The organism is Flavobacterium sp. (genome assembly GCF_044373165.1).
Classification (GTDB): domain Bacteria; phylum Bacteroidota; class Bacteroidia; order Flavobacteriales; family Flavobacteriaceae; genus Flavobacterium.
Map to the genome: position 1 here is coordinate 31110 of NZ_JBILQL010000002.1, position 21534 is coordinate 52643.

The following is a 21534-nucleotide window of genomic DNA, read 5'->3' on the forward strand; positions in this document are numbered from 1 at the left end:
CTAAGCGTTAAGCCAGTTTTTTAAGATGGTTTTGCCGTGTGGCGTGAGTACGCTTTCGGGGTGGAATTGGACGCCTTTCACGTCGAGCGTTTTGTGTCGTAGTGACATGATTTGGCCGTTGTCATCGGTGGAAGTGATTTCTAAGACTTCGGGAAAATCATGGGTGTTGACTACCCAAGAATGGTAGCGGCCGACTTCAAACTCAGTTGGTAAATCCGTGAAAAGCGATTCATCGGTAACCGTTTGGTTGACTTTAGTCGCTACGCCGTGGTAGACTTTGTCGAGATTGGTAAGGCTTCCGCCAAAAACTTCTCCGATGGCTTGTTGGCCTAAGCAAACGCCTAGTATGCTTTTGGTTGCGGCATATTTGGCGATGATTAATTTCAATAAACCGGCTTCGTCGGGAATTCCCGGACCAGGCGACAATAGGATTTTATCGAAAGACTCGAGTTCTTCTAATTCCAATTCGTCGTTGCGAAAAACAGTCACTTTTGCGTTCAAATCTTCCAGATAATGAACCAAATTGTAAGTGAAACTATCGTAATTGTCGATAACGGCTATTTTCATGTGGTAAATTTAAAGGGTTTCTGCTAATTCTAATGCTTTATTTAAAGCGTTTAATTTGTTATATACTTCTTGGGTTTCATTTTCTTCAGAAGAACTTTCCACGATTCCGGCTCCGGCTTGGTAATGGAGTTGGTGGTTTTTGGATAAAAAGGTCCGAATCATAATCGCGTGATTAAAATTGCCTTCAAAGTCCATAAAACCGATAGCGCCACCGTAAAAGGTTCGGTTAGTGGGTTCGATGCTTTCAATTAACTGCAGGGCTTTGTGTTTTGGAGCACCACTTAAAGTACCGGCCGGAAAAGTATTTGCTATCAGTTGTATAGTGTTTTCTTTTAGTTGACCACTGACTTTGGAAACAAGGTGAATGACATGCGAAAAAAATTGCACTTCTTTGTATTGTTCCACTTTAACTTGGGAGCAATTCCGACTCAAATCGTTCCGGGCTAAATCGACTAACATGACGTGTTCGCTGTTTTCTTTAGGGTCTTCAGATAGTTTCTTGGCCAGCTCGGCATCGTGTTCGTCGTTTCCGGTTCGTTTAAAAGTTCCGGCTATCGGATGGATTTCAGCTCGATTGTTTTTGACCACCAATTGGGCTTCGGGCGAAGAACCGAATATTTTAAAGTTGCCATAGTCGAAGTAAAACAAATAGGGAGAAGGATTGATGTTACGTAAAGCACGGTAAACGTTGAATTCATCACCTTTGAATCCTTGTGTAAATCTTCGGGACAACACCAATTGGAAAACGTCGCCGCGATGACAGTGCTTTTTGGCCAAAGTGACCATTGCTTTGAATTCGGCATCGGTTAAATTAGACTGTGTATTTCCTTCTTTAGAGAACTGATAACTGGCAAAAGTTTTGGTTTGCAAAAGTTGTTCAATTTCGGCTGTATTGTTGGAGTCATCAATGCTATGGCAAAAGAGATAGGCTTCGTTTTTGAAATGATTGATGGCGATAATGTTTTGATAAACGGCATAAAACAAATCGGGTATAGCTAAATCATTGCATTTTTTGCGGATGTTGATTTTTTCAAAATACTGTACCGCATCATAACCGATATATCCGAATAGGCCATTGTTGATGAACTTAAAGTTGTTTGGTTTGGGTTTGAATCGGCCCACAAAAGTCTCTAATTCCTTAATGACGTTGGTATCAGGATTGAGAGTGATACTGCTTGATGTGCCATCGGGAAAAGATTGACTAAGGATGTTGTTTTCTAATTTAATCGAAGCAATCGGATGGCAACAGATATAGGAAAAACTATTATCTGACGCGTGATAATCGCTGCTTTCTAATAAAATACTATTGGGGAATTTGTCGCGAATTTTCAAATACACACTCACCGGAGTAATGGTATCGGCCAGGATTTGTTTGAAATGGGTTTGGAGTTGATAGGTTTTCATAGTTCAATTTTTAGCATAAAAAAAAGGCTTGTCGTGAATGACAAGCCTTTTTGGATATTTAGATTTTAAAATATACTCATAGCGGACTAATTCACGACGTTCGACGTAAAGTATTCCACCACCAAGTATTGTTTAAAATATTGTTCATTGAGAATTATTTTTGACAAAGTTAGCCAAGTGCCTTTGAATATCCAAACAGAAAATAAAAAAACCTCGAAAAATCGAGGTTTTGATTTCATAACAATGTTTCCCGTAATTAGAATTGTAAGCTTACTTTCAATTCAAACTCATCATAGATGGTTTTGTCTCCTAAACCTTCGAAGAAACTTTTAGAACCGTATTTGATATCGTATTTAGCGCGATCAACCACTACAGTTGCAGTAGCGTTGTTTCCTTTAACGTTCAAGTCGAAGTTAACCGGTTTGGTGATACCTTTGATGGTTAAATCGGCTGTAACTCCGTATACTCCGTTTCCTTTATCAGCAATTTTAGTGAATTTTAAAGTAGCTGTTTTGAATTTGTCAGTACCAAAGAAATCATCAGCTTTCAAGTGACCGTCTAATTTGGCTTTCCATTCACCGGTTAAGTCAGTAGTGTTGATAGAAGTCATATCTACTGTAAAGTTACCTCCGGCTACATTTTTACCTTTAAAAATCAACATACCTTCTTGGAAATTGATGGTTCCGCTGTGTTCTCCTGTTACTTTTTTACCAACCCAGTTGATGGTACTTTTTTCAGTGTTGATTTTTTTGTTTTGGGCTGTAGCTGTTGAAATTCCGAAAGCTACGAATGCTGCTAATGCAATTGTTTTTAAATTTTTCATTGTAAGTAATTTTAGTTATTGATTATAAATTGATAAATAATTCTTCGTCTGATTTACGCACTTTAGCGTAGTGTTGTGTTGCATCGTCTGCATGTCGGTAACCTATTGTTGCCATGAGGCTGGCATTCAACCCCAGTTCTGTTAGGCCTAAAATTTCATTCACTTTTTCCGGTTCGAAGCCTTCCATAGGCGTCACGTCAATGTTCAACTCGGCAGCCGCGTTTAATAAATTGGTTAAAGCGATGTAGGTTTGTTTAGAAGTCCATACATTTCTTTGCGCTTCCGGAAGAGTACTGATTTTAGATTTCATGAAATCACCATAGCCTTGTAAAGCGTCTTTCGGCAAGCCTCTGGTTTCAGCCATATTGTTGATGTGTGCTTCGATTTGAGTATCGCCGAAATTGGTAATGTTGGCAAATACTAACAAGTGCGAGGCTTCTACAATTTGGCTTTGTCCCCAAGCTGCCGGTTGGATTTGTGCTCGTAACTCAGGGTTTTCTACGAAAATGAGTTTGTAAGGTTGTAATCCGTATGAGGAAGCACTCAAGCGTAAAGCTTCTTTTAAAGTTAAAATATCTTCCTCAGACACTTTCTTTGTTGCATCGAATTTTTTGGTGGCATAGCGCCAATTGGCATTTTTTATAAAGTTACTCATAGCAATATTTAATTTAATTTTCTGTATTTCTCTAGCAAGGTATTCAAGTTTTGCAGCTCTTCATCGGTTAGATTGTCGGCAAATAACTGTTCGTGCTCGTCTACTTTAGGGTCTAATTCTGTTAAAACATCTAATCCTTTTGGCGTGATTAGCACTTCTATTTTACGGCGGTTGTCCGGACAAACTTCTCGGGTAACCAAATTTTTCAACAAGAGCTTGTCAATCAATCGGGTAGTGTTACTGTTTTTAGCCAACATTCGTTCTTGTATGATGCACATATTGGCCGGATTGCCTTTTTGTCCTCTTAAAATACGCAATACATTATACTGTTCGCCGGATAAATCATAAGGCTTCAGAATTTCGTTGAACTTATCATTGATCACATTTTGTGTGTACAGGATATTTAAAATCACCTTTTTCGTGTCTTTCAAAGCAACGTTTGATTTTATTACTTCTTCGATTTTCATAATTACCATTACAATATTTGTAGATACAAATGTAAAATCTTTTTTATTTGTATATACAAATGTTTTGTTATTTTTTTGTTAATTTTAGAAAAGCCCGAGTAGAATAGGGTTTCAAAAGGTTTTGACCAAACAAGAAATGCGCTATATTTGTTAAGTTAATACTTTTATCATGATCAACTTATCGCAACAAGATTGGAAAACACAACTCGACCGAGATTCGAATGCTGTTATATTAGACGTAAGAACTGCTGAAGAGTGCAGTGAAGGCTATATTCCCAAGGCCATTAATATTGATATTTACAAAGGACAAGGTTTTATTTATGCCGTTGATGAGTTAGACAAATCCAAAAACTATTACGTGTATTGCAAAGCCGGTGCGCGCAGTGCTCAGGCTTGTCAGATTATGAATCAGATGGGATTTGAGCATACCTACAACTTAGAAGGTGGTTTTATGAATTGGAAAGGCGATGTGGCTTTTTCTAATGAAGAGTAATCGGTTATGAACATTCCAAATTCAGGAAAACCTCGTGTGGTTATTATTGGCGGTGGCTTTGCAGGAATTGCCTTGGCAAAAAATTTAAAAAACCAAAATGTTCAAGTGGTTTTATTAGACAAGCACAATTACCACACTTTTCAACCGTTATTGTACCAAGTGGCCACCGGAGGATTGGAGGCAGGGTCAATTGCCTATCCGATTCGCAAAGTGATACAGGAATATCCCAATTTTTATTTCCGATTGACCTCGGTGAAAGAAATCGACACCAAAGAAAAAAAAATCATCTCAGAGATAGGCGATTTGCACTACGATTTTTTGGTCATTGCCACAGGTTCTAAAACTAATTTTTTTGGTAACAAAGAAATTGAGCGCAATGCCATGTCGATGAAAACCATTCCGCAATCGTTAAACATTCGCAGTTTGATTTTGGAAAATTTTGAACAAGCGGTTTTGCTTCGAGAAGAAAGCGAAAGAAATTTGTTGATGAATTTTGTGCTGGTAGGTGCCGGACCAACCGGAGTAGAATTAGCCGGAGCTTTAGCCGAGATGAAAAAAGCCATACTTCAAAAAGATTATCCCGACTTAGACATTTCCAAAATGGAAATCAATCTTATTCAAAGCGGTGATAGGATTTTGAATACCATGAGCGAAAAGTCTTCTATAGCTTCAGAAGCCTTTTTAACCCGTTTGGGTGTGAAAGTATGGAAAAATGTAAGGGTAACCAATTACGATGGTCGAACGGTAACCACTAATTCCGATTTGACTTTCGATACCGCTACCGTAATTTGGACAGCCGGTGTACAAGGTGCTGCAATTCGTGGTTTGAAAGCCGAAGCTTTGGTAGAAAAAGTGGAGCGCATCAGAGTCAACGAATTCAATCAAGTAAAAGGATACGAAGACATATTTGCCATAGGCGATATCGCAGTGATGGAAAGCAAAGCGTTTCCGCAAGGACATCCCATGATGGCGCAGCCGGCTATGCAACAAGGTAAATTATTGGCAGAGAATTTAATCCAATTGATAGGCGGCAGAATCATGAAGCCTTTTGTATACAATGATAAAGGCTCAATGGCTACCATTGGCAGAAACTTGGCTGTGGTTGACTTACCTAAATACCATTTCAACGGTGTTTTTGCTTGGTTTGTTTGGATGTTTGTACACTTGTTTTCGTTAATCGGTTTTAAAAACAAAGCGGTAGTGTTTATGAATTGGGTGTACAATTATATCAAATTTGACCGAGAAGGTCGATTGATTGTGCGTCCCTATAAGAAAAGAAGTTTTACCACGTTTACCAGTGATGAAGTTTAAATATGAAGAAATTATTCTTACTGCTGATAGCTATTTTTTTAGTCTCTTGTAAATCAACTTATTTAGACTCAAAAAGAACGGATGTATTATTAGACATCAACAAAGAAACAGATGACAATGCTTTTGTCAACCTAAAAAACTACAGCAATAATTTTGTGTTCGATATGAAATACGCCACAACGGATAATTTTTTAAAAGAAAAAGTCTATCCGTGTGACGAATGCTTTCTCAGAGTTAAAACAATCAAGTCGTTGTTACAAGCCAACCAAGCTTTTATCGAAAAAGGATACCGTATTAAGTTATACGATTGCTATCGTCCGTTAGCCATTCAGAAAAAGATGTGGAAGATAGTTCCCAACCCAACTTATGTTGCCAACCCGAAGAAAGGTTCGATACACAACAAAGGCGGCGCAGTAGACATTACCTTAGTTGATTCTTTGGGAAATGAATTGAATATGGGAACTGCCTTTGACTTTTTTGGTCCCGAAGCCGGACACAATTATACGGAATTCTCTGCAGAGATTTTGGCGAACCGTCAACTGTTGAAAGCTATAATGTTGCAAAACAACTTCAAATCTTTTGATTCAGAGTGGTGGCATTACAACCTAAGTAACAGTTCGACCGATGAGGTTTCTAATTTAAAATGGCGTTGTATCGATTAATTTTCTACGCATTTTAAATAATCGATGAAATAGTTTTCAGGCTCATATTTCAATTTATCCATTTCTGAAGTAAGCTCAGTTCTAAATGGATAATCTAACGTTTCTCCGGCAAATTTTACTCGCATAAAGGTTACAGGTGAAGTTCTTAATTCTTCAAAATTTTCTTTAACAAACACAAAACTACCTGTAGTCACGCGGTTGTTAGTGTTATTCTCACCTACTATTAATGTACCACAAGTTTCAGCTCCAACATATAGTAATGTTACAATTTTACCATTCCTTAATTGTAAATAAATTTTAGAATTTTTATCAAAGCAAGTGGCTTTTATAAATTCCTGACTTCTTTTTAATATCTGTGCTTCTAATCCTAAAAGGCCATTGTCATTGGTTAGTGAAAAAAAAATGTTGGTCGAATTTCCGGCAAAACTTCTTTCAAAAACAATGTTGTTCTTGGTGGATTTAAAAGTACCTAAACTATCGGTAATATTTTGGTCAATTTCGCAAGGTTTTTGAGCAAATGCAGTAAAATTCAGCAACAGTATCAAGGCAAAAAATAATCTTTTCATTGGAGGTTTATAATTTGCTGCAAAGTAAAACTATTTTGTGATTATTTATATCGGTAGTAAAAAAAGTATAACAATTTCCACCGTCTTTAATTTTCCATTTTTTTCGAATGTTTTCCACACTATCCGGAAAATTTCTTGCAGTAATATTCGCTTTTTGGCCAATTAAGTGTTTCATGTCTAATTTATTATAAAACAAAATTTGATCGATTTTAAAAACCCTGCCAGGAAATTCAATTAGCGATTCAGAAGTATATAAATGCGAATGCGGATGGAGTTTTTTGAGTTTAAACTTTGCCGAAATCCAATCAAATCCGCCCGATTTCATGATGGCTGCATTGGGTTCGTACAGGTATTGTTCAGGATTTCCGAAATCAGCCTCAACGGTTAAATTCCATTCAAAGCCAAACGAATCTGTTTTGTCTTTACTTAAATTATGAGCAACGATTTCTGTTTTCTCCTTCCAGTCTTTTTCAATTATCCACAACAACTCTTTGACTTCGTTTTCCAAAGCTACTATATGTATTGCTTTCACATTTCGCAATTCGTTTAAACCCGCAGAAATATCTAAGATAGGAGCGGTTTTAATCATTATGTTGGAAGTGAAATTGAAATAAAAGTCGAGTTTTTCCGGTACATTCGGCAAGCAATCTTTGAGCATGAATACTTTGCCTTTGGTTTCGTTTCTTCTGGATGGATCAATATAAATCCAATCGAATTTAGTCTGTAATTTTTGCAAAGTAGTTTCGCTGTCGCCCGAAATACAGTTGATGTTGGAAACCTTAAGTTGGCTAAAGTTGTAACGAACAATTTCGGAGAGTTGCTCGTCAACTTCGCAATGTGTTACTTGCTTGAATTGTTTTGCAAAGTATAAATCATCGACACCAAAACCGCCGCTCAAGTCAATTAGTGCTTCCCCCGAAACCAATTCTGATTTGAACTTCGCTGTTTTTTCGGAAGAGGTTTGTTCTACGGAAACTTTGCTCGGATAATAAATATTATGCGTTTGGAACCAAGTTGGGAGCTTGGTTTCTGCCTTTTGCTTTGCGGCTAATTGTTGCAAGAGCTCTGTCCAATTGACATTTGGAAAAGGGTTTTTCTGCAAAGCCAATTTTGAAACATCTGCCGTAATATTTTGATTGATAAAGTTTTGTATGACTTCGGTCAATATGGAATAATCCATGCTAAATGTGTTTGGTTAGCAATTGGATGATTTTATTTTCGGGATAAAATTCTTTTCCGAAAACTTTCAGGATGGTGTAAAAAGGGATGGCGATTATCATTCCGATGATTCCGAAAAGATAGCCTACAATCAATACAATTAAGAAGATTTCCAACGGATGCGAACTCACACTTTTAGAAAAGATGATAGGCGAAGTAACGTTGTTGTCTATCAGTTGCACTATCCAAAAACCAATCATCACATAAATCGTCAAGGGAAGCATTTGGGTTTGAAAATCGCTGCCTAAATTTCCCAACATAGTTAAAATCGCTGCAACTACCGATGCAATTAGCGGTCCGATGTATGGAACGATGTTTAAAATGGCACAGAGAAAAGCAATCACGACTGCATTTTCAACGCCAAAAATTAATAGTACAATTAAATACAACACAAAAACTATCGAAAGTTGTATTAGCAAGCCTATAAAATAACGAGACAGCAAGGTGTAAATTTTGTCGAAGGAGTTCAATATTTTTTCCTCTTGGGCATCCGGAATTAATTCTTTAGCACTGATGATAAAAGCAATGCGGTCTTTAAGAAAGAAGAATGTAATAAATAACACTGAAACGACTCCAATGCCTAAGGAACTGACGGTGCCGATAATGGCATTGAATAAATTCGGAATAAAGCTAAAATTCAGTTTAGAACTGAGGTTGGCTTCTTTAAAAATTTTAACAGAATCGATATTGTGATTTTCCAAATACAGCGCTATTTTGTCAAACAGTTCCAGCGTGTTTTTTTCGATTTCGGGAGAGTTTAATAATGATAAGTTATTTCCTTGATCAGCAATTAACGGGATAAACATTAATACTAATCCGAAAATCATCAATAAAAAAATGGCTAAAGTGGCGATAGTAGCCATAAGGTGACTGAACTTTAATCTTCTCTTAAAGAAGTCAAGGATAGGATTTCCAATCAAGGTAAGAATAAAAGCCACCACTAAATAAATGATAACAGCCTGAATTTGATAAAGAAAGTATAAGGCAAGTGCAGCCAAAACAATAATACCAACACCTTTGGCTATTCCCAATGCAATTGTTTTTGAAGTGACCATGATTTTTAATTTGGATTAAAAGTAAAAAAAAAACTCGTCTGGTTGCGTAAACCAAACGAGTTTTTCCATTTATAAAAATAAAATTATGGCTGTGCGAAAGAGAATCTGGCGCCGCCTGAAACAAAGATGGCGTTGATTCTGGCTTTTTGACCGGTTGTAAACATGTACATACCTCTATCGTCTGTATAATCCATATAGTTCATAGTCATTTCTACCGGAGTTCCTGTACAAGTACTGTAATGAGGATAAGTCGGCACTCCGTAATTAGCCGTATTGTGAGTAGGTGTGTCGGCAACTAAATCGCTTCCACAAGTAGTATCACCCCAAATGTGACGTAAGTTCATCCAGTGACCAACTTCGTGAGTAGCAGTTCTACCTAAATTGTAAGGATAAGCCGAACCTGAATTACTGGTTACCCCAACATATTTAGAGTCAACTACAACACCATCAGTTGAAGAGGCACCTCCGGGGAATTGAGCATATCCTAAAATTCCGCCACCAATGGTACAAACCCAGAAGTTCAATTTGGTAGTTGGAGTAGTCGGATCAATACCGCCTTGCTTATTTTTTTTCATTGCATCTCTTGTTCCCCAAGAAGTTTTAGTAGTAGCTTTTCTGATTACTCTGTCTAACACGAAAGTAATCCCTACGTTAGCTTTTACGCCTGAAAATAAAGTTGGAACTTGGTTGAAATCAGAATTGGTAGCATTGAAGTCTGCGTTTAAAACATCAAGCTGTGATTGTAATTGTGCATCTGAAATATTTTCTGATGCTGTGCGATACAATACATTGAAAACCACCGGGATTTCAATTCTACCGTTAACTAAACGGCCATTTGTCATAGTGTTCATTGTGAAATCTTCGATTTGGTTCATTTTGATCGCCAATTCGGGATTTTCTTTTAATTGTCTTTCTAACACTTCGTTTGAAACACAGGTTCTTTTAGATACTCTTGCATCAGTGTTAACCGTTTTTTCATCCTCTTGACAAGAAAACAATAACAACAAAGCTGCTAATGATAAACAGATTTTTTTCATAATTCTACATTAATTTGGTTAAATAGTTACTGCAATTTTGTAGAATTACTCAATATGATAAAAATAAAACAAAGTAAGTTTTCAACAAATCGATGAACAGCACTTTTTTTTTAAGGATTACTCAAAATAATAGGAAAAAATGAAAGAAATTAGTTTCTTTTTTAGTTGTTGAATATGTAGTTTAAAATGTTTGCACCCATTTTCAATGCTTTTTCTCTAACCTCTTTGGGGTTATTATGCACTTCAAAATCTTCCCAACCGTCACCTAAATCGCATTCATAAGTGTATAAAAGCACCAAACGATTTTCAATAAAAACACCAAAAGCTTGAGGTCTTTTGTTTTCGTGTTCATGAATTTTGGGTAAACCCGAAGCAAATAAAAAGGGTTTTTGAAAAAGGGGATGATTGGCCGGTATTTCAATCAAATCCTGATTAGGGAAGATACGTTTGATTTCTCGGCGGATGTATTGGTCCATTCCGTAATTGTCATCAGCATGTAAAAAACCTCCTGAGAGCATATAGTTTCTAAGATTCACAATTTCGGCATCACTAAAAACCACATTGCCATGGCCGGTCATATGTACAAAAGGATAGCCGAAAATATCCGGACTTCCGGGTTCCACTGTAGCGGGTTTCGATTTGATATTAGTGTTGATGGTTTGGTTGGCGTATTTAATTAAGTTAGGTAATGAGGTTGGATTGGCATACCAATCGCCGCCGCCATTGTATTTTAAAAGCGCAATTTCCTGAGAAAATCCCATAGAAACCACCAATAAAAAAAGCAAACCTATTTTTTTCATAAATCTGAAATCAAAAATCGTTAATCTTCATTCTTAAATACTACACTATGACAAGCTACTACAGCAGCTGTTTCAGTTCTCAAACGCGTTTGTCCCAAAGATACAGGAATAAAATCTTGCTCAAGTGCCGATTGGATTTCTTTAACAGAAAAATCGCCTTCCGGACCAATCAAAATCAGCACGTCTTTTTCCGTTTGCAATTCGTTTTTCAATGATTTTTTATCGGCTTCCTCGCAATGGGCGATGAACTTTTGACCGCTGTACTCTTTCTTGATGAACTCTTTAAAGTTGATTGGCTCATTCAATTTAGGCAAATAATAGTGTAATGATTGTTTCATAGCACTTTCCAAAATCTTCTGAAACCGATCGGTTTTGATTATTTTTCGTTCCGAATGTTCACAGATGATTGGCGTTATTTCCTGTATTCCGATTTCAGTGGCTTTTTCCAAAAACCATTCGTAACGTTCGTTCATTTTGGTAGGCGCTACCGCCATATGCAAGTGAAATTTTGGCTTTTCTTGGAATTCAACAGAATTGATTTTAACAGTGCATTTATTGTCGGAGGCTATAGTAATTTCTGTGGTAAATAAAAAACCTAATCCATTGGTAACAAACAATATATCGCCTTCTTTTTTGCGCAACACTTTTACAATGTGCTTGCTTTCTTCTTTGTCGAATACAAAAAAAGTTGCTGTTTCGTTGATGCTTGGATTATAGAATAATTGCATGGCTTAAAATTCAATACGGGCTTTAGATACTACAGACGAATCGGAAAACTGATTTTGTAAATATTTTTGATAACCTACAATGCCAATCATGGCGGCATTATCGGTTGTATATTCAAATTTCGGAATGAAAGTTTTCCAACCGTATTTTCCTTCAGCAGCTTTTAAAGTATTGCGAATACCCGAATTAGCCGAAACCCCGCCGCCAATGGCAATTTGCTTAATGCCGGTTTGGGCCACCGCCATTTTTAGTTTGCCCATCAAAATCTCGATGATGATGTTTTGTACCGAAGCACAAATATCGTGTTTGTTTTCTTCGACAAAATTCGGATTGGCTTGTACATTTTTCTGAATAAAGTACAAAATTTGGGTTTTTAAGCCCGAGAAACTAAAGTCTAATCCTTCTACTTTAGGTTTGGTAAAAGTATACTTTTTCGGATTTCCTTCTTTGGCGAATTGGTCAATCAACGGACCACCGGGATAAGGTAATCCTAGAATTTTTGCTGTTTTATCAAAAGCCTCACCCACAGCATCATCGGTAGTTTCTCCAATGATGTCCATTGAAAAGTAATCGTTTACCTTAACAATTTGGGTATGTCCACCTGAAATGGTTAACGCTAAAAACGGAAACTCAGGTTTGTCAAAACCTTCTTCGTCAATAAAATGCGCTAAAATATGCGCTTGCATGTGATTTACGGCAATCAGCGGAATGTTCAATGCCATAGCCAATGATTTTGCAAACGAAGAACCAACCAATAGCGAACCCATCAAACCCGGACCTTGCGTAAAAGCTATAGCCGAAAGTTGTTCCTTGGTTATTCCGGCTTTTTTCAAAGCTACATCAATCACCGGCACTATATTTTGTTGGTGCGCGCGTGAAGCCAACTCAGGAATCACGCCACCGTATTCTTCATGAATGCTTTGTCGAGCCACCACATTAGACAATACTTTGTCATGGCGTAAAACCGCAGCAGCTGTGTCGTCGCACGAACTTTCAATGGCCAGAATAAAAACTTCTTCGGTATGCATAAAAGGCACAAATTTTGATTTATATTTGACAAGCCTACAAAAAATCAAAAGTACTGATTTTTTGCAAAGGTAATTTTCTTTCCCAAGTCAGTACACCATTTGGAAAAAAATAAAAAAAATAGCAAGCTCATTAAAGTCAGAAAGATTGTATTGCGCACTTTAGCAGTGCTGCTGTTGCTGTTTCTTTTGTTGGCTATTGCACTTTCGCTACCGGTGGTTCAAACTAAAATTGCCCATTACGCAACTGATAAACTCAATAAGGATTTCGGCACTAATATCAATATCGATGAGGTGGCTATTACCTTTTTTGGTGGTGTAAAACTTAAAACTGTTTTGGTATTAGACCATCACAACGACACTTTGATTTATGCGGACAGAATTAAAACCAGTATTTTAGATTTTAAGAATTTGGTCGATGGCAAGCTTAGGTTTGGGGATTTGCGTTTCGATGGTTTGACATTAAATATTGTCAACTACAAAAAGGAAAAAGACACTAATTTAGATTTGTTTGTGGCTGCTTTTGACGATGGTAAACCCGGTTCAGGAAAGTTTTTAATGACTTCGGCTAATGTTTATGTAAAAAATTCTCGCTTTACGATTACCGACTACAATCGAGTAGTTCCTAAAGATGTCGATTTCACCAAACTCAATGCGCATTTAAAACAATTTAAAATCAAGGGACCGAATGTTACAACTGAAATTGCCGAGATGTCGTTTCAAGACCATCGCGGTTTGTGGGTGAAAAACTTAACTTCCGATTTTGGCTACACCAAGAAGAACATCAGTTTAGAAAACTTAAAACTCAAAACGGATGAATCGTATTTGGAAGGCAAAGTAATCCTGAGCTACAGCCGAGAAAACAAAGACTTCAGCAATTTTAATAACAAAGTGCTTTTTGATGTGGCACTGGATAAAGCTACATTATCCACAAATGATATTCGGTTTTTCTATGCTGAATTGGGAAAAAACAAGACTTTCTTTTTGAAATCAAAAATCAAAGGAACTTTGAATGATTTTGTAGCTACCAATCTGTATTTAAAAGACAATAACAACTCGATTATCAAAGGTGATGTCAACTTCAAAAACTTGTTTCCGAGAAGTCCCGGAGCGTTTTATATGAAGGGCGATTTTGATAAAATCACTTCCAATTACAACGATTTGACTAAGCTCTTACCCAATATTTTGGGAAAAAAATTGCCAACATCTTTGCAAAAGCTCGGCCAATTTCATTTTACAGGTCAGGCGAAAGTAACGCAAAAGCATATCGATGCCGATTTTGTCATGAATACGGCTTTGGGCTTGGTAGAATCCAATTTAAAAATGTCGAACATAGACAACATCGATAACGCAGAATACAAGGGTTATGTCATCTTGGACAATTTTGATATCGGAACACTCATCAACGATAAAACTGTTGGTAAAGCAAGTCTGGATTTGGATATAGACGGTAAAGGATTTACCCAAAAATACCTTAATACAACTTTTGTAGGTGACATTTACAAACTGAAATTTAACAATTACACTTACAGCAATATTATTGTTGACGGGAAGTTCAAGCAACCTATTTTTTCAGGAAAGGTGATTGCCAATGATCCTAATTTGTATATGGATTTTAACGGTACAGTAGATTTGTCTGCCAAGGAAAACATTTACGATTTCCATAGTAAAATTGACTACGTAAATCTGGACAAACTCAATTTTCTTAAAGATTCTATAGCCGTTTTTAAAGGTGATATTGTAGTGAAGGCGACCGGGAATTCTTTTGATAATTTGAAAGGGAATTTGGTGTTGACCAATGCTTCGTACCAAAACAAAAAAGATATCTATTTTCTTGATTTGTTGGAAATCAACTCTAGTTTTGACCAAAGTGGTGAACGCACAATTGTTATCAATTCGCCCGATGCTATTCAAGGCGCTGTAGTGGGTAAATACAAGTTCAATCAGGTTCAAAAAATGGTAGAAAATTCTTTGGGTAGTTTTTATGCCAATTACAAGCCTAATAAGATTATTCCGGGACAATACATGAGGTTTGATTTTGATATTAACAGTAAGATTATCGAGATTTTCAATCCTGATATTTCCTTATCATCCGATACTCAATTAAAAGGCAATATTGGTTCCGACAGCAAAAATTTCAATCTTAATTTTAACGCCAAACAAGTCACTGCTTACGATAATGTTTTTGATAATGTATTGCTGCAAGTTGACAACCAAAACCCATTATATAATGCTTATGTGCAGTTGGATTCTATCAAGACAAAGCATTACAAAATTAGGGATTTTACTATGATTAATACCTTCTCAAAAGATACCTTACAATTCAGAACCGAATTCAAAGGTGGTAAAAAAGGACTTGATTTTTACAATCTCAATTTTTACCACACCATCAACAAAGAGAACAATAATGTAGTTGGATTTACAAAATCGGAGTTGCAGTTTAAAGACTATTTGTGGTATCTCAATGAAGAGGATGATTTGAAAGATAATAAGATTGTTTTCGACAAAAAGCTCACTAATTTTTCTTTTCAAGATTTGGTACTTTCGCACGAAAATCAAACCATCAATTTTGTAGGTTTGATAGCGGATAAAGTCAATAAAGATCTCCAATTGTCTTTTAAAGATGTCAATTTGAATAAAGTCACGCCCGACGTAGAGAAGTTCCGTTTCGATGGCGTTTTGGATGGGAAAATCAATTTCAAACAAACCAATACTGTTTTTCAACCAACATCAACTTTGCAGATTGATAGCCTTTCGGTCAACGACATTGCTTTGGGACAACTGAATTTGAATATTTCGGGAGACGAATCGCTTAAAAAATTCTATCTGACCTCTAACTTAGAAAATAAAAACTTCGATTCTTTTGAAGCTGATGGTAAACTTGAAATTGTAGACGACCAAACTTTATTGGATGTTGACCTCAATTTTGACAAGTTTAATTTGGGAATTTTGAGTAAAATTGGAGGCGATGTAATTACTAATATACGAGGATTTGCTTCCGGTAACGCCCGAATTGACGGTAATATTAATAGTTTGGATTACAATGGCCGACTCTTTATAAACGAAGCCGGATTGTCCATTCCGTATTTGAATACAGATTATCAATTCGCCAATAACGCAATTGTAGATGTTACGGAGAATAAATTTATAATTCGCGAAACCACAATCACCGATACCAAATTTGACACCCAAGGAAGTTTGAGTGGATTTATTAAACACAAACAGTTTGCAGATTGGCAATTGGATTTAGCGGTAAATTCAAACCGTTTGCTAGCCCTTAACACCAAAGATTATGAAGAGGCAGCTTATTTTGGGCAAGCCTTTATGAATGGTTCGGCAACGATTAAAGGCCCTACAGAAAGTTTAATGATATCGGTAAATGCTGAATCGGCTAAAGGAACTAACATCAAAATTCCGATCAATGAAGCGGAATCTGTAGAAGAAAATAGTTTTATCCATTTCAAAACACCGGAGGAAAAGATCAAAAACGGTAAGGATAAAATAGTTCAAAATAAAAAGTATAACGGACTCGAATTAGACTTCAATTTCGAGATTACCAAAGAGGCTGATATTGAAGTAATTTTGGATCGCGATTCCGGCCATGGTATGAAAGGAAAAGGATACGGAACATTGTTATTCCGAATCAATACCATGGGAAAATTTGAAATGTTCGGGGATTTTATTGCTTTGGAAGGATCCTATAATTTTAAATACGGCGGTTTAATCGATAAGAAATTTGAAGTTAAAAAAGGTGGTTCTATCATTTGGGCAGGTGATCCGATGGCAGCAACATTGAATTTAGAAGCGGTTTACATAACCACAGCCAACCCATCAGTTCTTATTGATAATCCTTCATTTAATAAAAAAGTTGATGTAGAGGTTGTGATTGGCGTTAAAGGAAGTTTATCAAATCCTGAACCCGATTTTAATATCAACTTCCCAACAGTAGGAAGTACTTTGAAGTCTGAAATTCAATACCAACTGGATGATAAAGACAAACGTCAAACGCAAGCATTGTATTTATTGTCAACGGGTAGCTTTTTGAGTCAGGAAGGTGTCAATCAAAACCAGTTGTCCAATAACTTGTACGAGAAAGCGAGCAGTCTCTTTAAAGAAATTTTTTCCGGGGATAATGATAAAATTTCAATTGCACCTGAATATGTTGTGGCAGATAGAACTGCAACAGGGCAACAAACTGATGGAAGAATTGGCGTAACGGTTTCCTCTAAAATCAACGATCGTATCACAGTTAATGGTAAAGTAGGAGTTCCTGTCGGCGGTATTTCCGAAACGGCTATTGTTGGAGATGTAGAAGTGCAATACCGGGTTAATGAAGACGGAACGCTTAATGTAAGAGTGTTTAACCGTGAAAACGACATCACTTATATCGGTCAAGGAATTGGGTATACACAAGGAATTGGGATGTCATACGAGGTCGATTTTGACACTATGAAAGAACTTATCAATAAAATCTTCAAGAAAGCTAAAATCGACAGGGTTAAAACCGCTAACCATGATGATCACGATTCTGATATGCTTCCGGATGGGATGAATATGAAGTCAAAAACGTCCGACGATAAAGACAAAAAGAAATCTCAACCGACCTCCAATAAAGAAGCTGTTCCTACCGAAGATTAGTCTTTCACTTTCTTTTAGGTTAATCAAATAAAAAACTTATCAACGAAAACGATTGAATTTTAGTCATATTATTAATATCTTGATAATATGGGTAAAAAACTACACTCTCTTTGCTAATTTTACATTTTAATACATCAAATATGTCTAATAATATAAAAAAGATAGGAGTACTTACCTCCGGAGGTGATTCTCCCGGAATGAATGCCGCTATCCGTTCTGTAGTAAGAACATGTGCTTTTCACAATGTTGAGTGCATCGGGATTTACAGAGGATATCAAGGTATGATTGAAGGCGATTTTAAAGAAATGGGTCCTCGTAGCGTTAATAATATAGTTAACAAAGGCGGCACAATTTTAAAATCGGCTCGTTCTAAAGAATTCATGACGGTTGAAGGGCGCCAAAAAGCCTTCCAAAACCTTAAAAATGCGGGAGTAGATGCTTTAGTAGTTATTGGAGGTGACGGTTCGTTTACCGGTGCTGAAGTTTTTAACAATGAGTTCAACTTCCCGGTGATGGGAATTCCCGGTACTATTGATAATGATATTTTTGGAACCAGTCATACACTTGGTTACGATACTGCTTTAAATACTGTTGTTGAATGTATTGATAAAATCAGAGATACAGCCAGTTCACACAACCGACTCTTTTTTGTAGAAGTAATGGGAAGAGACGCAGGGCATATTGCTTTGAACGCCGGAATCGGAGCCGGAGCAGAAGAGATTCTGATACCCGAAGAAGATTTAGGTTTAGAGAGACTTTTAGAATCATTACAAAAAAGTAAAGCTTCCGGAAAATCTTCTAGTATAGTGGTTGTGGCAGAAGGAGAGAAGATGGGAAAAAATGTCTTTCAACTTAAAGATTACATCGAAGAACACTTACCGGAATACGACATCAGAGTGTCTGTGTTAGGTCACATGCAACGCGGTGGTTCACCTTCTTGTTATGACAGGGTTTTGGCTTCAAGATTAGGAGTAAAAGCCGTGGAATCATTACTAGAAGGCAAAACCAATTTTATGGTAGGCGTATTGGCCGATAAAATTGAGTTAACACCGCTAGAACAAGCCATCAAAGGCCATTCGGAAATCGACAGAGAGTTGTTGCGAGTGTCAGATATCATGTCTACTTAATCAATATCAAAAAATCAATATTAAATTAATTAAATCAGAAATTCAGATAAAATGTCAAAAGTAAAATTAGGAATTAACGGTTTCGGGAGAATTGGAAGAATTGTTTTCAGAGAAACTTTTAACAGAGATAATGTAGAAGTTGTAGCCATCAACGATTTGTTAGATGTAGATCATTTGGCTTACTTATTAAAATACGATTCAGTTCACGGTCGTTTCAACGGAAAAGTAGAAGTTAAAGACGGAAAACTTTTTGTAAATGATAAATTTATCCGTGTAACGGCAGAAAGAGACCCGAAACTAATCCAATGGGATGATGCCTCAGTAGATGTTGATGTAGTAGCCGAATGTACAGGATTTTTCACTACTGTAGAAACTGCCCAAGCACACATTGCCGGTGGCGCCAAAAAAGTAGTTATTTCTGCTCCTTCAGCTGATGCACCTATGTTCGTAATGGGTGTAAATCACCACGAAGTTAAACCTACTGATACAGTAGTCTCTAATGCTTCTTGTACTACCAACTGTTTGGCTCCATTAGCCAAAGTTATCAATGACAATTTCGGAATTGTAGAAGGTTTGATGACTACTGTTCACGCCACAACATCTACACAAATGACTGCCGACGGACCTTCACGTAAAGATTGGAGAGGCGGACGTGCCGCAAGTGTAAACATTATTCCTTCTTCTACCGGTGCTGCTAAAGCCGTTGGTAAAGTAATCCCTTCCTTGAACGGAAAATTAACCGGAATGTCATTCCGTGTGCCAACTGTAGACGTTTCCGTGGTTGACTTAACTGTAAAATTAGCCAAAGAAACAAACTATGATGAAATCATGGCAGTATTGAAAAAAGCCTCAGAAAACGAAATGAAAGGTATATTGGGCTTTACAGAAGATGATGTAGTTTCTCAAGATTTTGTAGGTGATTCAAGAACTTCAATTGTTGATGCAAAAGCCGGAATCGGTTTAAATTCAACTTTCTTTAAATTGGTTTCTTGGTATGATAATGAGTATGGATATTCCAGCAAACTAATCGATTTATCGGTACACATTGCCAACCTAAAATAAGAATATAGCAAATAGAGTAAAGAGAATAGATTAAAATCTGAAACTTTACTCTATTTTTGTTTAAATCAACCAATTCGAAACATAATTGTATGTAACGAAGCGGAACAACTAACCAATAGTAAAAAAGCAATTGACTATATTCTTTTTTCTATTTTCTATTCTCTAAAATAATATGAAATTACTAGTTGACAGTGGATCTACCAAAGCCGATTGGATTGCCATTGACGATAACGGAAAAGTACTTTTTACCACACAATCTTTAGGGTTGAATCCGGAAGTGCTTGATGAAGAAGAAATCATCCATCGATTAGATGATAAATTTGATATAGAACACAATAAAGACAAAGCTACTCATTTGTTTTTCTATGGCGCCGGTTGCGGTACTGATCGAATGAAAAATTTCCTTACGAAAGTATTCGAAAAGTATTTTGCTAACGCTGTAGTTTCGGTGCACGAAGATACTTATGCAGCAGTTTATGCCACAACACCAAAAGACGAAGAAGCCATAGTTTGTATTTTAGGTACCGGTTCAAATTGCAGTTATTTTGACGGTAAAGTGTTGCATCAAAAAGTGCAGTCGTTGGGATATATTGCTATGGATGATGGTTCAGGAAATCGCTTCGGCAGACATTTAATAAGAGGCTATTATTTCAATAGTATGCCCAAAGAATTGGCTAAAGAATTCGAAGAAGAATACAACTTAGATGCCGATTATATTAAAGCTAATTTGTACAAAGAAGCCAATCCGAATGCTTATTTAGCCACCTTCGCTAAGTTCATTATCAAACACAAAGACAATGAATTTTGCAAAAGAATTATCAAAAAAGAATTAAAGTCTTTTGTAAAAAACTACATCATGCAGTTTGACAATTGTAAAGAAGTTCCAGTGCATTTCGTAGGGTCAATTGCCTTCTATTTGAAGGATGAATTAGAACAGATTTTAGCCAAATACGACATCAAAATTGGAAATGTGTTGCGCAGACCCATCGACGGCTTGATTGCGTATCACATTTTGAACAAATAATCATTTTAAAGTCCCGATTCGTCGGGATTTTTTATTTTTACCGAAAAGTAATTGTATGGAAATTGCCATCATTGCACACAACGGAAAGAAAGCCGAAATGGTGCAGTTCATTAACAAGAACAAACACATACTGGAAAAAGAAAACATCAAACTCATTGCTACCGGAACCACCGGCAGCAAAGTGGAAGCGGTTGGCATTAAAGTTAAAAAAATGCTTTCCGGACCCTTAGGAGGAGATGCTCAAATTGCGGCGCGTGTTGCCGAAGGGAAAACCAAAATGGTTTTGTTTTTTAAAGATCCGAATTCAAGCCATCCGCACGAACCGGATATCAGTATGCTCATTCGAATTTGTGATGTGCACAATATACCGTTAGCCACCAATGAAGCCACAGCGCAATTGCTGTTATTAGGTTTAGATGAATTAAAATAAAAAATCCTTCGTCTTGACAAAGGATTTTATGGGTAATTTGTTTTTCTAAGGCACTATTTTATAGCAAGCATCGAGATTTCTACATTGACATTTTTTGGCAAACAGGCTACTTGTACTGTTTCTCTTGCCGGAGCTGTATTTTCGTCAAAGTAACTCCCGTAAACAGCATTAATTCGAGCAAAGTCGCCCATATTCATAATAAAAATGGTCGTTTTAACTACATGCTCAAAAGTCATATCGGCCGCTGCTAAAACCGCTTTCATATTTTCCATTACTTGTTTGGTTTCGGTTTCAATATCGTCTAAAACCAATTCCATTGTTTTCGGGTCTAAAGCAATTTGACCGGAAGTATATAAAGTATTTCCAACCAAAACCGCCTGATTGTATGGGCCAATCGGTGCCGGTGCCTTGTCTGTATAAATTATTTTTTTTTCACTCATGATT

21 protein-coding genes are annotated in these 21534 nt (G+C 36.8%); 8 read left to right on the forward strand and 13 right to left on the reverse strand.

The window, feature by feature from the left end:
- From ACIQ32_RS00580 to ACIQ32_RS00600, 5 genes are all read right to left on the reverse strand, one after another.
- Positions 1 to 567, reverse strand: coding sequence for an anthranilate synthase component II (locus tag ACIQ32_RS00580; protein ID WP_396193697.1), 567 nt, complete (start codon positions 565 to 567; stop codon positions 1 to 3).
- Positions 568 to 576: 9 nt separating this feature from the next.
- Positions 577 to 1971, reverse strand: a complete 1395-nt coding sequence (locus ACIQ32_RS00585) for an anthranilate synthase component I family protein (protein ID WP_396193698.1) — start codon at positions 1969 to 1971, stop codon at positions 577 to 579.
- Between the two features lie 256 nt (positions 1972 to 2227).
- Complete coding sequence (locus ACIQ32_RS00590; protein WP_396193699.1) at positions 2228 to 2794, reverse strand: YceI family protein; 567 nt, start codon at positions 2792 to 2794, stop codon at positions 2228 to 2230.
- Positions 2795 to 2816: 22 nt separating this feature from the next.
- On the reverse strand, positions 2817 to 3449 hold the full coding sequence (locus tag ACIQ32_RS00595) for an NAD(P)H-dependent oxidoreductase (protein ID WP_396193700.1): 633 nt from the start codon (positions 3447 to 3449) through the stop codon (positions 2817 to 2819).
- A gap of 8 nt (positions 3450 to 3457) precedes the next feature.
- Positions 3458 to 3916 carry a MarR family winged helix-turn-helix transcriptional regulator gene (locus ACIQ32_RS00600; protein ID WP_396193701.1) on the reverse strand — a complete coding sequence of 153 codons (459 nt, stop codon included), beginning with the start codon at positions 3914 to 3916 and terminating at the stop codon, positions 3458 to 3460.
- A gap of 169 nt (positions 3917 to 4085) precedes the next feature.
- On the opposite strand from ACIQ32_RS00600, the gene ACIQ32_RS00605 reads away from it, so the two are divergent.
- From ACIQ32_RS00605 to ACIQ32_RS00615, 3 genes are read left to right on the forward strand one after another with little or no spacing between them, the layout of a single operon-like run.
- Complete coding sequence (locus ACIQ32_RS00605; RefSeq protein ID WP_396193702.1) at positions 4086 to 4409, forward strand: rhodanese-like domain-containing protein; 324 nt, start codon at positions 4086 to 4088, stop codon at positions 4407 to 4409.
- A gap of 6 nt (positions 4410 to 4415) precedes the next feature.
- Entirely contained in the window at positions 4416 to 5720 is a 1305-nt protein-coding gene (locus ACIQ32_RS00610; protein ID WP_396193703.1) for an NAD(P)/FAD-dependent oxidoreductase, read from the forward strand.
- Positions 5721 to 5722: 2 nt separating this feature from the next.
- On the forward strand, positions 5723 to 6382 hold the full coding sequence (locus ACIQ32_RS00615; protein ID WP_396193704.1) for a M15 family metallopeptidase: 660 nt from the start codon (positions 5723 to 5725) through the stop codon (positions 6380 to 6382).
- Here the strand turns inward: ACIQ32_RS00615 and ACIQ32_RS00620 are convergent.
- From ACIQ32_RS00620 to tsaD, 7 genes are all read right to left on the reverse strand, one after another.
- Positions 6379 to 6948, reverse strand: coding sequence for a hypothetical protein (locus ACIQ32_RS00620; protein ID WP_396193705.1), 570 nt, complete (start codon positions 6946 to 6948; stop codon positions 6379 to 6381). The genes ACIQ32_RS00615 and ACIQ32_RS00620 overlap by 4 nt on opposite strands.
- 7 nt (positions 6949 to 6955) lie before the next feature.
- Positions 6956 to 8128, reverse strand: a complete 1173-nt coding sequence (locus tag ACIQ32_RS00625) for a class I SAM-dependent methyltransferase (protein ID WP_396193706.1) — start codon at positions 8126 to 8128, stop codon at positions 6956 to 6958.
- Position 8129: 1 nt separating this feature from the next.
- The gene (locus tag ACIQ32_RS00630) at positions 8130 to 9221 is read right to left on the reverse strand and encodes an AI-2E family transporter (protein WP_396193707.1); all 1092 of its coding nucleotides are present in this window, start codon (positions 9219 to 9221) and stop codon (positions 8130 to 8132) included.
- A gap of 83 nt (positions 9222 to 9304) precedes the next feature.
- Positions 9305 to 10258, reverse strand: coding sequence for a zinc metalloprotease (locus ACIQ32_RS00635; protein WP_396193708.1), 954 nt, complete (start codon positions 10256 to 10258; stop codon positions 9305 to 9307).
- A 161-nt stretch (positions 10259 to 10419) separates the two neighbouring features.
- Complete coding sequence (locus ACIQ32_RS00640) at positions 10420 to 11058, reverse strand: DUF4159 domain-containing protein (protein WP_396193709.1); 639 nt, start codon at positions 11056 to 11058, stop codon at positions 10420 to 10422.
- 20 nt (positions 11059 to 11078) lie between these two features.
- Positions 11079 to 11786, reverse strand: a complete 708-nt coding sequence (locus tag ACIQ32_RS00645; RefSeq protein WP_396193710.1) for a 16S rRNA (uracil(1498)-N(3))-methyltransferase — start codon at positions 11784 to 11786, stop codon at positions 11079 to 11081.
- 3 nt (positions 11787 to 11789) lie between these two features.
- Complete coding sequence (gene tsaD, locus ACIQ32_RS00650; RefSeq protein ID WP_396193711.1) at positions 11790 to 12812, reverse strand: tRNA (adenosine(37)-N6)-threonylcarbamoyltransferase complex transferase subunit TsaD; 1023 nt, start codon at positions 12810 to 12812, stop codon at positions 11790 to 11792.
- A gap of 99 nt (positions 12813 to 12911) precedes the next feature.
- Here tsaD and ACIQ32_RS00655 point away from each other — a divergent pair, with 99 nt between their 5' ends.
- The 5 genes from ACIQ32_RS00655 to ACIQ32_RS00675 all read left to right on the forward strand — a co-directional run bounded on the left by ACIQ32_RS00655 (position 12912) and on the right by ACIQ32_RS00675 (position 21090).
- Positions 12912 to 17447 carry a translocation/assembly module TamB domain-containing protein gene (locus ACIQ32_RS00655; protein ID WP_396193712.1) on the forward strand — a complete coding sequence of 1512 codons (4536 nt, stop codon included), beginning with the start codon at positions 12912 to 12914 and terminating at the stop codon, positions 17445 to 17447.
- A gap of 140 nt (positions 17448 to 17587) precedes the next feature.
- Complete coding sequence (gene pfkA, locus ACIQ32_RS00660) at positions 17588 to 18574, forward strand: 6-phosphofructokinase (RefSeq protein WP_396193713.1); 987 nt, start codon at positions 17588 to 17590, stop codon at positions 18572 to 18574.
- A 51-nt stretch (positions 18575 to 18625) separates the two neighbouring features.
- Complete coding sequence (gap, locus tag ACIQ32_RS00665) at positions 18626 to 19636, forward strand: type I glyceraldehyde-3-phosphate dehydrogenase (RefSeq protein WP_396193714.1); 1011 nt, start codon at positions 18626 to 18628, stop codon at positions 19634 to 19636.
- A 172-nt stretch (positions 19637 to 19808) separates the two neighbouring features.
- The gene (locus ACIQ32_RS00670) at positions 19809 to 20660 is read left to right on the forward strand and encodes a BadF/BadG/BcrA/BcrD ATPase family protein (protein WP_396193715.1); all 852 of its coding nucleotides are present in this window, start codon (positions 19809 to 19811) and stop codon (positions 20658 to 20660) included.
- 55 nt (positions 20661 to 20715) lie between these two features.
- The gene (locus tag ACIQ32_RS00675) at positions 20716 to 21090 is read left to right on the forward strand and encodes a methylglyoxal synthase (RefSeq protein WP_396193716.1); all 375 of its coding nucleotides are present in this window, start codon (positions 20716 to 20718) and stop codon (positions 21088 to 21090) included.
- Positions 21091 to 21143: 53 nt separating this feature from the next.
- Here the strand turns inward: ACIQ32_RS00675 and ACIQ32_RS00680 are convergent, their stop codons facing one another.
- On the reverse strand, positions 21144 to 21530 hold the full coding sequence (locus ACIQ32_RS00680) for a RidA family protein (RefSeq protein ID WP_396193717.1): 387 nt from the start codon (positions 21528 to 21530) through the stop codon (positions 21144 to 21146).
- Between the last annotated feature and the right edge of the window lie 4 nt (positions 21531 to 21534).